The organism is uncultured Sphingomonas sp., assembly GCF_913778135.1.
Taxonomy (GTDB): Bacteria; Pseudomonadota; Alphaproteobacteria; order Sphingomonadales; family Sphingomonadaceae; genus Sphingomonas.
The window spans coordinates 1-15,053 of the sequence record NZ_CAJYVU010000156.1; the positions used below are offsets into that span (position 1 = coordinate 1).

A 15,053-nucleotide genomic window follows, 5' to 3' on the forward strand; every position below is an offset into this window, starting at 1 on the left:
CTCGAGATCAAGCGCGAGCGGATCGTCCGTGCCGACGCACGCGCCAACGTCGCGAACGAGCATCGGCTGCTGAGCGAGTTCGGCAACATGGCGCTGCGCAGCGACGGCATCATGCCGCTCTACGCGACGCTCAAGGCAGTAAACGAGGATTTGTGGGAGATCGAGGACGCGATCCGCGAGCAGGAGGCAGCGGGCACGTTCGGCACCGAGTTCGTCCAGCTCGCCCGCGCCGTCTACCACAAGAACGACGAGCGCGCCGCGATCAAGCGCGCGATCAACCTGCAGCTCGGCTCCGAACTGATCGAGGAAAAGAGCTACGCCGACATGCGCGCGGTACCCGCCGCCGTGCAGCAGGTGCCGATGTTCATGGCCGCTCGTTGAGCGCAACCAGCCGCGTCCCCGTATCGCTCAGCTCCAGCGTCGTGACCGAGCCCGGATCGCAGTCGAAGCCGTAGATGGCGGTGAAGGGCAGGCCGAAATGGCGTGCGACCAGACCGCGGATCACGTCGCAGTGGGTAACGCATAGCGCGGGTGCGTCGCCGGCCGGGAGCGCGTGGATGTAGCGCCACGCGCGCTCGACCGCCTGCGCCATCGTCTCGCCGTCGGGGCAGCGCGCGGTGTCGCGTTCGGCGTTCCACTTCGCCCACCGAGAATCGTCACCTAGCGCCGCGAACGACTGTCCGGTGAAGGTGCCGAAGTCGATTTCGTCGAGTGCCGGAGCGATTAGCGGCAACAGGCCGCGTCGATGCGCTACCGGCTCAGCGGTTTGTCGCGTCCGGGCTCGCGGGCTGGTGTGGATCGAAGCGATCGGTGTGCGGTCGAGCCACGTCGCCAACCGCTCGGCCTGCACATGCCCTTCGTCGCTCAGTGCGATCTCCGAACGACCGCTCAGGATGTGACCGACCTCGACGTGGACTCCGTGGCGGGCGAGCAATATCGTGCGGGTCATGACGCCTTCGTCGGTTAGCGGCGAGCCGCCCGCAACCACGATCGAGGAAAAAAGTTGCGGCCGCGCAACAATTTGTTGGAACCAAGCTAAGTAGAAGATGTTCTTCTACCCGTATGGCGTTGGTGGCCGTGCTGTGTCGTTGATCCAGATCAATGTCGTTCCCGCCCACCGACGCTGACCGGGGTGGGAGAATATATGGAAACGGTGCTGATCACGGGGGGCGCGGGGTTTATCGGGCGCTTTGTCGCGGACGAACTGCTCGCGCGTGGCAACAAGGTGCGCGTGCTCGACAGCCTGATCGAGCAGGTTCACGGCGATGTTGAACGCCCGCCGCTCCTCAGCGACGAGGTCGAGCTGATCCGCGGCGACGTGCGCAACGGTGACGTGGTGGCGAAAGCACTCAAAGGCGTCGACAGCGTCGTCCACCTAGCGGCAGAGGTCGGCGTCGGGCAGTCGATGTACGAGGTCGAGCGCTATACCTCGACCAACGACGTCGGCACCGCGGTGCTGTTCGAGAAGCTGATCGACCAGCCGGTGCGTCGCGTCGTCACCGCCTCGTCGATGTCGATCTACGGCGAGGGATTGTACCGCGACGCCGACGGCAAGCTGGTGCAAGATGCGGAGCGCAAAGGCCTGCGCGACGGCCTGACCAACTGGGAGCCGGTTGACGCGCAGGGTCGCCCGCTGAAAGCGGTCGCGACGCCCGAGTGGAAGCGACCCAATCTGTCGTCGATCTACGCGCTCAACAAATATGTGCAGGAGCGCACCACCCACATCATGGCCGCGCCCTACGGCATGGAGGGCGTCTGCCTGCGGCTGTTCAACGTCTACGGGCCCGGACAGTCGCTATCGAATCCGTACACCGGCGTGCTCGCGATCTTCGCCTCGCGGCTGCTCAACGGTCAGCAGCCGATGATCTTCGAGGATGGCGAGCAGCGGCGCGATTTCGTTCACGTCTGCGACGTGGCGCGCGCCTTCGCCGACGCGCTGACGCTGCCGCAAGCAGCGGGCGGCACGTTCAACATCGGTTCGGGCCACCACCGCTCGGTTCGCGAGGTCGCGACCGAACTGGCGCAGGCGATGGGCAAGAACGACATCTCGCCGCAGGTCGTCGGCAAGGCGCGGATCGGCGACATCCGCCACTGCTTCTGCGACACCACGCTCGCCAAGGAGCAGCTCGGCTTTGAGGCGACCCAGGACTTTCAGGCGGGGCTCGCCGTGCTCGCCGAGTGGGTCGCGCAGCAGACCGCCGAGGACAAGGTAGAGAAAATGCGCGCCGAACTCGACAAGCGCGGGCTGGTCGCGTGACGTCCGGGGGGGCGGCTGGCGCGAGCGAGACAGGAGTGGGGCCGGTCCTCGTCACCGGCGGCGCGGGGTTCATCGGTGCCAATCTCGCGTGGCGGCTGGCGGAGAGCGGGCGCGACGTGATCGTGTACGACGCGCTCGCGCGCGCGGGCGTGCGCCGCAACCTCGACTGGCTGCGCAGCCGCCACGGCAATCGCGTCCGCTTCATCGAGGCCGATGTGCGCGACGCGGAGCGGGTCACGGAGGCGGTGAAGGGCGCGTCGGCGGTGTTCCACTTCGCCGCGCAGGTGGCGGTCACCACCAGCCTCGCCGACCCGATGGACGATTTCGCGACCAACATCGCGGGCACGCTCAACGTGCTGGAGGCGGTGCGCCATCACGCACCCGAGGCTCCGGTGATCTTCGCGTCGACCAACAAGGTCTATGGCGACCTGACGGATCTCGATTTCGCGCTGGAGGGCGACCGCTACGTGCCGGTGGATGCCAACGTGCGCGCGCACGGGATCTCGGAGGCGCGGCCGCTCGATTTCCACACGCCCTACGGCGTGTCGAAGGGGGCGGCCGACCAGTATGTGCTCGACTATGCGCGCAGCTACGGCCTCAGGTCCGCGGTGATGCGGATGAGCTGCATCTACGGCCAGCGCCAGATGGGCACCGAGGATCAGGGCTGGGTGGCGCATTTCCTGATCAGTGCACTCGAGGGCCGCCCGATTACGCTCTACGGCGACGGTTGCCAGGTGCGCGATATCCTCGACGTGTCGGACGCGGTCGACGCCTATCTCGCCGCCTGGGCGCGGATCGACGAGGTCAAGGGCCGCGCGTTCAACCTGGGCGGCGGGCCCGACAATGCGGTCAGCTTGCGCGTCCTGCTCGACCACATCGCCGAGGTGACCGGACGCACCGTCGACGTGCGCCACGACGACTGGCGCGCGGGCGACCAGCGTTACTTTGTCGCCGACACGCGTGCGGCGGAGGAAGCGCTCGGACTCGAGCGCCGCGTCGACTGGCGCGACGGCGTCGCGCGGCTCGCCAACTGGCTGAGCGCCGAACATGCGACGGCACCCGTAGAGGCTGCTGCGTGACGCGTTTGCTGATGACGGCCGACGCGGTCGGCGGCGTGTGGCAATACGCGCTCGAACTCGCCGCCGCGCTGCGCCCACTGGGTGTCGAGGCGCATCTGGCGGTACTCGGTCCTACGCTGTCGACGGCGCAGCGTGATCGTGCGGAGGCGCTCGGCATCGGCGTGACCGAAACAGGGCTGCCGCTCGACTGGCTCGCGCGTGATGCAACCGAGGTGCGGCGCACCGGCGATGCGCTGGCGAGAATCGCCGCGCTGCACGGTGCCGACGTGGTGCAGGTGAACCAGCCCGCCTTTGCGCTCGCCGATTATGCGATGCCGGTCGTCGCAGTCGCGCATTCTTGCGTCGCGTCATGGTGGGACGCGGTCGAGCACGGACCGCTGCCCGTCGATCTCGCGTGGCAGGCGGCGCTGACCGGCGATGGTCTCGCGCGCGCCGACGTGGCGGTGTGCCCGTCGGACGCGCTCGCCGACACGCTCGCACGTCTCTACGCGCTGCCGCGCCGCCCGCGCGTGGTTCATAACGGCCGCACTGCGGTGGCGAGCGCGGGTGCACTCGCCGGCACCGTGTTCACCGCCGGCCGGCTGTGGGATCGCGGCAAGGACGTGGCGACGCTCGATCGTGCCGCTGCGCAGGTGGCGCTGCCATTCGAGGCAGCCGGACCGCTCTCGGGGCCAAACGGCGAGCGGGTCGCGTTCGCGCATCTCCATACGCTCGGCATGTTGTCAGACGGCGATGTCGCCGCCCGGCTCGCCACGCGTCCGATCTTCGCCTCGGCGGCGCGCTACGAACCGTTTGGGCTCGCGGTGCTCGAGGCCGCGTCGGCGGGCTGCGCATTGGTGCTGTCCGATATTCCGACTTTCCGCGAATTGTGGGACGGCGCGGCGCGTTTCGTGAGTATGGGAGACGACGCCGGTTTCGCGCTCGCGATCGAAGCGCTCGCCGCCGACCCGGTCGGACGCCACGAGGCCGGCGAGCGCGCCCGCGTTCGCGCCGCGCGCTACACGCCCGCCGCCAACGCGCGCGGCATGGCGGCGATTTACGCACGCGCGTGCGCGCCGCAGAAGCGGGCGGCGGCATGAGGATCGTCTACTTCACGCACAGCCTCGCCTCGTGCTGGAACCACGGCAACGCGCATTTCGTCCGCGGCGTGCTCTCCGAATTGATCGCGCGCGGTCACGACGTGCAGGCCTATGAGCCGGCGGACAGCTGGAGCTTGCAGAACCTCGTCGCCGATGGCGGCGATGACGCGCTCGCGCCGTATCGCGCCGCCTATCCCGAGCTCACGTCCGCCACTTACACCCCCGGCGACGATGTGGCGGCGATGGTCGACGGCGCCGACCTCGTCATCGTGCACGAGTGGAACGCGCACGATCTGGTCGCCGAGGTTGGTCGTTTGCGCAAAGGCGGCGCGCCGTGGACATTGCTGTTCCACGACACGCATCACCGCATCGTCAGTCTGCCGCACGAGATGGATGCGTACGACCTCTCGGGCTACGACGGCGTTCTGGCGTTCGGCGAGACGCTGTCGGAGCAATACCGCGCACGCGGCTGGGGCAAGCGCGTCTGGACCTGGCACGAGGCCGCCGACACACGCCGTTTCAAGCCGCTGGACAGCGAGACCCGTGAAAGCGTGGTGTGGATCGGCAATTGGGGTGATGGCGAGCGGACGCGCGAGATCGAGGAATATCTGCTCCGTCCCGCGCAGGCCGCCGCGCTGCCGCTCGACATCTACGGCGTGCGCTATCCGGACGAGGCGCGCGCGATGCTGGCCCGCTACGGTGCCGGCTACCACGGCTGGGCGCCCAACGCGCGCGCGCCCGAGATCTTCGCCCGCGCGCTCGCCACCGTCCACGTGCCGCGCAATTATTACCGCACGATCCTGCCCGGCATTCCGACGATCCGCGTGTTCGAGGCGCTCGCCTGCGGCATCCCGCTCGCCAGCGCGCCGTGGGACGATGCGGAAGGGCTGTTCCGCCCGGGGCAGGACTTCCTCTACGCCACTGACGGCGAGCAGATGACGGACGTGCTGCGCCAAATCCGCGACGACGCATCCTTGCGCGCCTCGCTGATCGCCTCGGGGCTAGAGACGATCCGCACTCGTCACACCTGCGCGCACCGCGTCGACGAACTGACGACCATTCTGGACACGCTGGGCACCGACACCCGCGTGGGAGTTGCCGCATGAAGATCGCTTTCTACGGGTCGAGCCTGTTGTCGTCCTACTGGAATGGTGCTGCGACCTATTACCGTGGCATCCTGCGCGCGCTGGGTGAGCGCGGCTACGACATAACCTTCTACGAACCCGACGCGTTCGACCGCCAGCAGCACCGCGACATCGATCCGCCGGAATATGCCAAGGTCGTCGTCTATCCGGCCACCGTCGACGCGATGCGCGGCGTGCTCGCCGAAGCCGCGGGAGCCGACATCGTCGTCAAAGCGAACGGCGTCGGTGTGTTCGATGCCGAACTACTCGAAGGCGTGATCGCCAACGCAAACCCGCACGCGCTCAAGATCTTCTGGGACGTCGACGCCGCCGCGACGCTCGACGAGATGCGTGCCGATGCCGGCCACCCGGTGCGCGCGGCGCTGCCGGGGCTCGACATGGTGCTGACCTACGGCGGCGGCGCGCCCGTCGTCGACGCTTACACCGGCTTCGGTGCGAAGGACTGCGTGCCGGTCTACAATGCGCTCGATCCGCAGACGCATCATCCGGTCGAGGCGGACCCGCGGTTCGCCTGCGACCTCGCGTTCCTCGGCAATCGCCTGCCCGATCGCGAGGCACGCGTGGAGGAGTTCTTCCTGCGCCCCGCCGCGCTCCTCGCCGACCAGCAGTTCCTGATCGGCGGCAACGGCTGGGAGACGAAGGCGATGCCCGGCAACGTCCGCCACCGCGGCCACGTTTTCACCGCCGAGCATAACGCGTTCAACTGCACGCCGCGGGCGGTGCTGAACGTCGCGCGCGATTCGATGGCGCACATCGGCTTCTCCCCCGCCACTCGCGTGTTCGAGGCCGCGGGCGCCGCCGCCTGCCTCATTACCGACGCGTGGGAGGGGATCGAGCTGTTCCTCAAACCCGACGAGGAAGTGCTGGTCGCGCGTGACGGGCAGGACGTGGCCGACCACCTGTCCGCGCTCACCACCGAGCGTGCGGCGGCGATCGGGCAGGCGGCGCTCAAACGCGTGCTCGCCGAACACACCTATGATCTGCGCGGCGAGCAGGTCGACGCTTTGTTCAAGGCTCATGCGGCGCGCGAGGTGACGCCGGCATGAAGCTCGTCGTCCTCGGCCTCAGCCTCGGCTCGTCGTGGGGCAACGGCCACGCCACCACCTTCCGCGCGTTGTTGAAGGCCTATGCCGCGCGCGGGCACGAGGTCGTGTTCCTTGAACGCGAGGTGCCGTGGTACGCCGGCGCGCACCGAGATCTGGTCGACCCCGATTGGTGTCGGCTCGATTATTACCGCGACCTCGATCACCTTGGCCGTTGGCGCGAGGAAATTACCGCGGCGGACGCGGTGATCGTCGGCAGCTACGTGCCCGATGGCGTCGCGGTCGGGAGGCTGGTGCAGGAGTGGGCGCGGGGCACCACCGCCTTCTACGACATCGATACCCCGGTCACGCTTGCCAAGCTCGCGCGGGGCGATTTCGAATATCTCTCGCCCGAGATCATCCCCGATTATGACGTCTATCTGTCGTTCACCGGCGGTCCGACGCTGCGCCACCTGGAAGATCACTACGGTTCGCCAATGGCGCGCGCGCTCTACTGCTCGGTCGACGCCGAAGCGTACGTGCCCCTCGACATGCCGAAGAAGTGGGACCTGACCTATCTCGGCACCTACAGCGACGATCGCCAGCCGACGCTCGAGCGGCTGCTGCTATACGTCGCCCGCGCCGCGCCCAACCGTCGCTTCGCGGTCGCGGGGCCGCAATACCCCGACACGATCCAGTGGCCCGACAATGTCGAGCGGATCGAGCATCTGCCCCCGGCCCAGCATGCCGCCTTCTACGGCGCCAGCCGCGCGACGCTGAACGTGACGCGGGCGGACATGATCGCCGCCGGCTGGTCGCCCTCGGTGCGCATCTTCGAGGCAGCGGCGTGCGGGACGCCGATCATCTCCGATCGCTGGGACGGGTTGACCGAGCTGCTGGGTGACGGTCGCGAGATCCTGCTGGTCGATACCTGCGCCGACATGCTCGCCGCGCTTGGTCGCCGCGACCTCGAACAGATCGGACTGGCGGGGCGACAGCGCGTGCTCGCCGAACATACCGCCGCGCACCGGGCCGCAGAGCTCGAGCGCCACTTGAATGAAGCCGCCGAGCACGCGCGCGACCGCGCGCGCGTCACGGCATGATGGAGAAGAACATGGACACTATCCTGGTCGCCGGCGGCGCCGGCTTCATCGGATCGCATCTGTGCCGCGCGCTGAGCGACGCCGGGCATCGCGTCATCTGCCTCGACAATCTGCAGACCGCACGGCCCTCGAACCTCAAGTTGCTCGAGGACCTGCCCAACTTCACCTTCGTCGAGGCCGACATCGTCAACGCGCTGCCCGCCAGCGTGACGGAGGCGCCCAACTTGACGCGCATCTACAATTGCGCCTGCGCCGCCTCGCCGCCGCAGTACCAGGCAGACCCCGAACACACGATGCTGACCAACGTCGTCGGGACCAATCACCTGCTGCGCCTGGCGGAGAAGACCGGCGCGCGCTTCCTGCTGACCTCCACCAGCGAGGTCTACGGCGATCCGGAAGTACACCCGCAGGTCGAGGGCTATCGCGGTTGGGTCAGCTGCACGGGTCCTCGCGCCTGCTACGACGAGGGCAAGCGCGCGGCGGAAGCGATGACGTTCGACTTCGCGCGGATGGGACGCGCGGAGGTGCGGGTCGCGCGCATCTTCAACACCTACGGCCCGCACATGCATCCCGACGACGGGCGCGTTGTGTCGAACCTGATCTGCCAGGCGCTGACCGGGCGCGACATCACCGTCCACGGCGACGGCACGCAGACGCGCAGCTTCTGCTACGTCTCCGACATGGTGCGCGGATTGATGGCGCTGATGGAAAGCGACATCGACGGGTCGGAGCCGGTCAACATCGGCAACCCGGACGAGTTCACCATCAACGAGCTGCTCGGCATGGTGCTGGAACTGGTGCCGAACGCGGGCAAGGTCGTGAACACGCCGCTGCCGCAGGACGATCCCCGTCGCCGTCGCCCTGACATCAGCCGCGCGCGCGATGTGCTCGACTGGTCGCCGCGCGTGCCGTTGAGTGAAGGGCTGCCGATGACCGCGGAGTGGTTCGCGGAGGAAGTCGGCGCGGAGATAAGCGTGCGCGAAGCAGCGGAGTAGCGCCGTCGCTTTCCCGGTCGACATGCTTGATGTAGGTCAAGCATCGATGGGGAGAAAGATGATGCAATTCGACGCCGGCCGCGCTTTGATCGTCTATGCCGGGGTGCTCACGGGCGTGATTGCGTGGATCGGCTTGACCGCTGCGGCACCCACGACGCGGCAGGCGCGTTTCGATACGATCGACGTTGGGCGGATCAACGTGCGCGAGCCTGACGGCACGCTGCGCATGACGATCGCGAGTGCCGCGCAGGCGCCGGGCTTCATCGCCAAGGGGCGCGAGTGGCCGCGTCCCGACCGGCGCATGGCGGGCATGTTGTTCTTCAACGACGAGGGCACGGAGAACGGCGGCCTCATCTTTGCCGGGCGCGATGCGAATGGAAAGGCGTCAAGCGGCGGAAGCCTGACGTTCGATCGTTACCATCAGGATCAGGTCGTCCAGTTGTTCGGCTTCGAGGAAGGGCAGGAGCGTTCGGCCGGGATCAAGGTCAATGATCAGCCGGATGCGCGCCTCGACTTTGAGGGGGTGGACCGCGCGCGCCTTGCGCCAGCGGCGCAGCAGGACGCGGCATACCGCGCGGCCAACGTCGGCGGCACCCAGCGGCTGTTCGCCGGCCGGGCAAGCGATCGCTCGTCGCAACTCGTCCTACGCGACGGGCAGGGTCGTCGCAGGCTGGTCTTACGCGTGGCCGAAGACGGCGCCGCCTCGATCGATTTCCTCGATTCCGCGGGGAAGGTGACCCGAACCGTCAAACCGGAATGAACCGACGGGTGGCGCGGCACGCCGGTGCCGTCAGGCGACGGCTTACTCAGCCGCCTCAAGCATCGCGTCGCCCTCGTCCACGTCCGGCGTCTCGTCCGCATCGACGCCGCCGTCGAGTTCAGCCTCATCGGCCGCCAGTTCGGCTGCATCCTCAGGATAGATGCCGAACCGCGCCGCCACGTCGGGGGCGAAGCGGAGCAGGTCGGGGCGCAGCTTCAGTAGGCTGACATCCTTCGACTTACCCTCCATCATTACGTCGAAGACGAGCCCCTCGGCCATCCGCATAAAGGTCGCGAACTCGAACGGGTTGGTGAAGTCGGCGTGGCCGGTCCAGATCGGCGGGCGCAGTACGGTCTTTACGCGCGCATTCGCCTTTACCGGCGCCTTGGTCAGTTCGCCCTTCTTCGTCGTCTTGCCGCTGGCGCGCTGTTTCGCGGTGATCTTCTGCTTCACCTCGCGCATTTCGGTGCGGGGCGACGAGAAGTGCATCTTCGGGCGCACGCCCTCGGGCCAGGTGGCCAGGAACTTCTCGAACGTCTGGCGCATGTCGAGCCGCTGGGGGTTCAGACACCAGAAATGCTGGTAGTCGAACACGAGGCGCACGCCGGTCCGCTCGTGAATCCACAAGGCATCAGCGGCCGAGAAGCGGATGTCGTCGTTCTCCAGCACCAGCCGGCGCTGCACGTGCTCGGGGCATTTCTCCCACCCCTCGATCCAGCGCGCGCGACTTGCGTCATGGTCGTCGTAGACGCCGCCGACGTGGGTGATCATCACCGCCTCGTCGTCCAACCCCATGCGGTCGAGCATTTCCGCCTGGCTCGACAGATCCCAGATGCTCTTCTCCGTCAGCGCCGCGTCGGGGCTGTTGAGCAGCACGTATTGCGACGGATGGAACGACAGCCGGATGTCGAACTCGCGCGCTTTCTTGCCGAAGGCGGCCAGCTCGGCGTCGCTCTCCGCCACCATGTTGTGGAACTGCGGCATGTCGGGGTGCGTCGCATAGGGCGCGAGGTCCGACGATAGCCGGTACATGTCGAGCTTTTCCTTGGCGAGATAGTCGAGGATTTTCGACACCTCCTCGAGCGAGCATTTCAGGTGCGGGTTTTTCTGCCAGCGCCGCGTGTCGTTGCTCTTGAAGCCGGGCTTGCCCATCACCTTGACGGGAAAGCCGAGGCGCATTGGACGGGCAGGGTCGGTCATCGTGCATTACTCGTGCTGATTGAACCAGCCAACGCGCCGCCGTGCCCGCATGTTGCGCGCTTGTCAGACGCTGCGACATCTTTCCCGCGTGCGTTGCGCGAGGCACAAGGGCGCCATGACCTTTGCTCGCCGCTGCCTGTCCGCGCTTCTCGCGCTATCGCTGACGACACCGCTCTCCACGCCGGTGCTGGCGCAGCGCGAGGCCGATCCGCTCGCCGCGGTCGACCCGTTCATCGGCACGGGCGGGGAGGGGCACACCTTTCCGGGCGCGGTGGCGCCGTTCGGCATGGTGCAGCTGTCGCCCGACACCGACACGACTTGCGTCATCCGCGACTGCTATTCGCACGCGGCAGGCTATCGCTACGAGGACCCGACGATCCAGGGCTTCTCGCACACGCATTTCTCGGGCGCGGGGCACAGCGATCTGGGCGACTTCCTGCTGATGCCCGCGACCGGCGCCGCCGCCGACGTGAAGCTGGAGCCGGGCGACGCGAAGCAGCCGGGGTCGGGCTATCGCTCGCGTTTCTCGCACCGGAGCGAGCAGGCGACCCCCGGCTATTACTCGGTGCAGCTCGACGACGCGCACGTCCGCGCCGAGCTGACCGCGGGTACCCGCGTCGGCGTCCATCGCTACACCTTTCGCAGCGGCGACGAGGCACACCTGATCCTCGACCTGCGATCGAGCCTCTACAATTATCCGGGCAAGACGCTCTGGTCGTCGATCCGCCTACGCCCCGACGGCACGATCACCGGTAGCCGTCAGACACGCGGCTGGGCGCCCGACCGGCAGTTGTTCTTCGCGATGCGCTTCTCGCGCCCGATCACCAGTCACGCCTTCGTCAGCACCGAGACCGACGTGACCTACAAGGGGTTCCAGGGGCCGGGGCGCGGCAGCGATCGGCTGGCGGAGCGGAGCGGACGCGCGCTGGTCGGGCGGCTTGATTTCGGCAAGCTCGACAAACCGCTCGAGGTCACCGTCGCCATTTCGTCGGTCGACGAGGATGGCGCGATTGCGAACTTGAAGGCGGAGAGCGGCGGCTTCGACGCGGTGCGAAAGGCGACCACCGGTGCGTGGAAACAGGCGCTCGGCGTGCTCGACGTCGATGGCGACGCGTCGATGCGGAAGAACGTCATGACCGCGCTCTACCACAGCCTGATCGCGCCATCGGTGACGAGCGACGTCGACGGGCGCTGGCGCGGCCCCGACAATCAGGTGCACCGCGCGGAAGGGTACACCCAGCGCTCGACCTTCTCGCTGTGGGACACGTTCCGCGCCGAGCATCCGCTCCTCACGATAGTCCAGCCGGCCGAGGTCAATTCCGAGATCATCCGCTCGCTCATCGCCAGCCAGCAGGTCAGCCCCGACGGCATCCTGCCGGTGTGGCAGTTCCAGGGGCGCGAGACCTGGACGATGATCGGCTACCATTCGGTGCCCGTCATCGCCGACGCCTATCTGAAGGGCATCCGCGGGTTCGACGCGACGCAGGCGCTCGCCGCGATGATCAAGAGCGCGACTTACGCGCCCTACGGCGGACTCGCCGACCTGCCGGTGCTCCACTACATTCCGATCGACCACGAGCCTGAGGCGGCATCGAAGACGGTCGAATACGCTTATGACGATTGGACGATCGCGCAGATGGCACGCGCGATGGGGCGCGACGACGTGGCGACGTGGTTCGACGCGCGCGGGGGTTACTGGCGCAACACCTTCGATCCCAAGACTGGCTTCGTTCGCGCGCGCAAGGCCGACGGCACGTTCCGCGAACCGTTCGACCCGACGGCGATCAACTACGGCTCAGACTACACCGAGGGGAATGCTTGGCAATATTCGTGGTTCGTGCCGCAGGATCAGGCCGCGCTGTTCGAGGCGATGGGCGGGGATCAGGCCGCCGTTACCAAGCTCGACCAAATGTTCGATTACGATAATTCCAAGCTCGATTACTCCCACGCGGAGGACATCGCCGGGCTGATCGGTCAATATATCCACGGCAACGAGCCGAGCCACCATGTCGCCTATCTCTACGATCACGCAGGGCAACCGTGGCGAACGCAGTACCGCCTGACGCAGATCGTCAACTCGCAGTACAAGCCGACGTCGGACGGGCTCGCGGGGAACGATGACCTGGGTCAAATGTCGGCGTGGCTCGTCTTCACCGCGTTCGGCTTCTATCCGGTGACGCCCGGCAGCCTCGAATATGCGATCGGCCGCCCCTTCGTGCGCCGCGCCGCGCTCGACCTGCCGAACGGCAAGCGCTTCACCGTCGTTGCCGACAATTTCGGCCAGTCGCGCCCGTACATCGGCGCCGTCACGCTCAACGGGCGCCCGCTCGAACGGAGCTACCTGACCCACGCCGAGATCATGGCGGGCGGGGAACTCCGCTTCGCCATGTCGGCAGAGCCCAATTACAAATGGGCGACCGACAAACACGCGCGTCCCTTCTCCGCCTCGATCAAGCGCTGAGCGCCCGCATCCGGCCGCGTGGTGCGGGGTAGGGCGGGAACATTGCCCCATCCCGCCGATTTACCGCGACATCGAGCAGGAGCGTTTCGCGATGAAGATGGTGATGATCGGCCTTGGCCGGATGGGCGGCAACATGGCGCGCCGGTTGATGGACAAGGGGCATGAGATCGTCGCCTTCGACCGAGATGCCGATGCGGTCGCCAAGCTGGTCGAGGCGGGCGCTGAGGCTGCCACCTCGGTTGACGACGCACGTGCCAAGGCGGGGTCGCCGGTCGTGTGGTGGGTGATGGTGCCCGCGGGCGGAATCACCGAGAGCGTCATTACCAGCATCTGTGAGAATGCAGCCGAGGGCGAGATCGTCATCGACGGCGGCAATTCCTTCTACAAGGATGACATCCGGCGCGCGAGGGTTCTGGCGGAGAAGGGCGTCCACTACGTCGATGTCGGCACTTCGGGCGGCGTCTGGGGTCGCGAACGCGGCTATTGCATGATGATCGGCGGCCCCGACGAGATCGTCCGCCAGCTCGACCCGATCTTCTCGACGCTCGCACCCGGCATGGGAACGATCGAGCGGACCAAGGGTCGGCTCGGCGACGTAACCGACGCGCGCGCGGAAAACGGCTACATTCACGCCGGACCCGCGGGCGCGGGCCACTTCGTCAAGATGGTCCATAACGGGATCGAGTACGGGTTGATGCAGGCCTATGCCGAGGGGTTCGACGTGCTGAAGGGCAAGGCGTCGGAGAAGCTGCCCGAGGATCAGCGCTATGACCTCAATCTCACCGACATCGCCGAGGTATGGCGTCGCGGCAGCGTGATCTCGTCGTGGCTGCTCGACCTGACGGCGCTCGCGCTCGCCAAGGACGGCAAGCTCGAGGGTTTCTCGGGTCATGTCGCCGATTCGGGCGAAGGCCGCTGGACGATCGATGCCGCGATGGAGGAAGCGGTGCCGCTCAATGTGCTGAGCGCCGCGTTGTTCGCGCGCTATCGCAGCCGCGTCGACCATACCTTCGGTGACAAGGTGCTCTCCGCGATGCGGTTCGGCTTCGGCGGGCACGTCGAGATGCCGCAGTAATGTCTGATGAGGGCTCAATGGCGGTAAGATTGATGGTATCCGACGTCGACGGCACGCTCGTCGACGGGGACAAGAAACTGACCGACGGCACGATCGCGGCGGTGAAGCGGTTGCGCGATGCCGGCGTCGCCTTTACCGTCATCAGCGCGCGGCCGATGTCGGGGATCAAGCCGCTGCTCGAGCCGCTCGCGCTCGACGAGGACGTGGGCGCGTTCAACGGCGGCGTCATCTTTCGCCGCGACGGCACGATCGTCAGCCGCCACACGATCGACGAGCAGGTGGCGCGCGGCGTGATCGCGATGGCGGCGAACGAGGAAGTCGACACCTGGGTCTTCGCCGACGACCAATGGTTTGCGACCGATGGCGACGGCCCGCATACCAAGAGCGAGCGCGTCAGCTCTAACCAGGAGCCAGCGATCCGCACCGACTTCGACGATCTGCTCGACCGCGCCGACAAGATCACCTTCGTCAGCGACGACGCCGATCGCCTCCACGCGCTCTACGAACGTGCACACGAGAAATTCGGCGAGCAGGCGACGATTGCGCAGTCGCAGACCTATTATCTCGACGTGACCGCCCTTGCCGCAAACAAGGGCGACGGTGTCACCGCGCTCGCCAGGTCGAACGGCGTCGAGCTGGCGGACACGGCGGTGATCGGCGACCAGCACAACGACCTGCCGATGCTGACCCGCGCGGGACTGTCGATCGCGATGGGCAACGCGCCCGACGATGTGAAGGCGCAGGCGAGCAAAGTCACTCGATCAAACGACGAGGATGGCGTAGCGCACGCCATCGACACGATCATCCTGTCCTCCACGGAGAATGCCAAGTGAAAGAACTCGTCGCCTTCGACCTCGACGGAACGCTTGCCGAGAGC

Annotated in this window: 14 protein-coding genes; 12 read left to right on the forward strand and 2 right to left on the reverse strand. The window is 67.1% G+C overall.

Going from position 1 to position 15,053, the window contains the following annotated elements:
- Window positions 1-381: DUF6165 family protein (locus QZ847_RS14195; RefSeq protein ID WP_294357506.1), on the forward strand; the 381-nt coding region annotated here is incomplete at its 5' end.
- Here QZ847_RS14195 and QZ847_RS14200 read toward each other — a convergent pair.
- Window positions 365-949: a histidine phosphatase family protein gene (locus QZ847_RS14200; protein ID WP_294357509.1), complete on the reverse strand. Its 585-nt coding sequence runs from the start codon at window positions 947-949 to the stop codon at window positions 365-367. The genes QZ847_RS14195 and QZ847_RS14200 overlap by 17 nt on opposite strands.
- 195 nt (window positions 950-1,144) lie before the next feature.
- On the opposite strand from QZ847_RS14200, the gene QZ847_RS14205 reads away from it, so the two are divergent.
- Genes QZ847_RS14205 through QZ847_RS14240 form a run of 8 tightly spaced genes read left to right on the forward strand, consistent with a single transcriptional unit; the run spans window position 1,145 to window position 9,440 of the window.
- A complete protein-coding gene (locus QZ847_RS14205; protein ID WP_294357511.1) occupies window positions 1,145-2,257 on the forward strand; it encodes an NAD-dependent epimerase/dehydratase family protein in 1,113 nt (370 codons plus the stop codon).
- Between the two features lie 35 nt (window positions 2,258-2,292).
- Window positions 2,293-3,336 carry an SDR family NAD(P)-dependent oxidoreductase gene (locus QZ847_RS14210; RefSeq protein ID WP_294357514.1) on the forward strand — a complete coding sequence of 348 codons (1,044 nt, stop codon included), beginning with the start codon at window positions 2,293-2,295 and terminating at the stop codon, window positions 3,334-3,336.
- Entirely contained in the window at window positions 3,333-4,415 is a 1,083-nt protein-coding gene (locus tag QZ847_RS14215; RefSeq protein WP_294357517.1) for a glycosyltransferase family 4 protein, read from the forward strand. The genes QZ847_RS14210 and QZ847_RS14215 overlap by 4 nt, the downstream gene beginning before the upstream one ends.
- The gene (locus QZ847_RS14220; RefSeq protein ID WP_294357519.1) at window positions 4,412-5,521 is read left to right on the forward strand and encodes a glycosyltransferase; all 1,110 of its coding nucleotides are present in this window, start codon (window positions 4,412-4,414) and stop codon (window positions 5,519-5,521) included. Before QZ847_RS14215 ends, QZ847_RS14220 begins: the two co-directional genes overlap by 4 nt.
- The gene (locus tag QZ847_RS14225) at window positions 5,518-6,606 is read left to right on the forward strand and encodes a glycosyltransferase (RefSeq protein ID WP_294357559.1); all 1,089 of its coding nucleotides are present in this window, start codon (window positions 5,518-5,520) and stop codon (window positions 6,604-6,606) included. The genes QZ847_RS14220 and QZ847_RS14225 overlap by 4 nt, the downstream gene beginning before the upstream one ends.
- Window positions 6,603-7,685, forward strand: a complete 1,083-nt coding sequence (locus QZ847_RS14230; RefSeq protein WP_294357562.1) for a glycosyltransferase — start codon at window positions 6,603-6,605, stop codon at window positions 7,683-7,685. Before QZ847_RS14225 ends, QZ847_RS14230 begins: the two co-directional genes overlap by 4 nt.
- 11 nt (window positions 7,686-7,696) lie before the next feature.
- A complete protein-coding gene (locus QZ847_RS14235; protein ID WP_294357565.1) occupies window positions 7,697-8,680 on the forward strand; it encodes a UDP-glucuronic acid decarboxylase family protein in 984 nt (327 codons plus the stop codon).
- Window positions 8,681-8,738: 58 nt separating this feature from the next.
- Complete coding sequence (locus tag QZ847_RS14240; protein WP_294357567.1) at window positions 8,739-9,440, forward strand: hypothetical protein; 702 nt, start codon at window positions 8,739-8,741, stop codon at window positions 9,438-9,440.
- A gap of 42 nt (window positions 9,441-9,482) precedes the next feature.
- Here QZ847_RS14240 and uvsE read toward each other — a convergent pair whose 3' ends face one another.
- On the reverse strand, window positions 9,483-10,640 hold the full coding sequence (gene uvsE / locus QZ847_RS14245; RefSeq protein WP_294357571.1) for a UV DNA damage repair endonuclease UvsE: 1,158 nt from the start codon (window positions 10,638-10,640) through the stop codon (window positions 9,483-9,485).
- Window positions 10,641-10,755: 115 nt separating this feature from the next.
- On the opposite strand from uvsE, the gene QZ847_RS14250 reads away from it, so the two are divergent.
- The 3 genes from QZ847_RS14250 to QZ847_RS14260 all read left to right on the forward strand — a co-directional run bounded on the left by QZ847_RS14250 (window position 10,756) and on the right by QZ847_RS14260 (window position 15,009).
- Window positions 10,756-13,101, forward strand: coding sequence for a GH92 family glycosyl hydrolase (locus tag QZ847_RS14250; RefSeq protein WP_294357574.1), 2,346 nt, complete (start codon window positions 10,756-10,758; stop codon window positions 13,099-13,101).
- Window positions 13,102-13,192: 91 nt separating this feature from the next.
- Window positions 13,193-14,176, forward strand: a complete 984-nt coding sequence (gene gnd, locus QZ847_RS14255; protein ID WP_294357576.1) for a phosphogluconate dehydrogenase (NAD(+)-dependent, decarboxylating) — start codon at window positions 13,193-13,195, stop codon at window positions 14,174-14,176.
- A gap of 32 nt (window positions 14,177-14,208) precedes the next feature.
- Complete coding sequence (locus QZ847_RS14260; RefSeq protein ID WP_294357578.1) at window positions 14,209-15,009, forward strand: Cof-type HAD-IIB family hydrolase; 801 nt, start codon at window positions 14,209-14,211, stop codon at window positions 15,007-15,009.
- The last annotated feature ends 44 nt before the right edge of the window (window positions 15,010-15,053 follow it).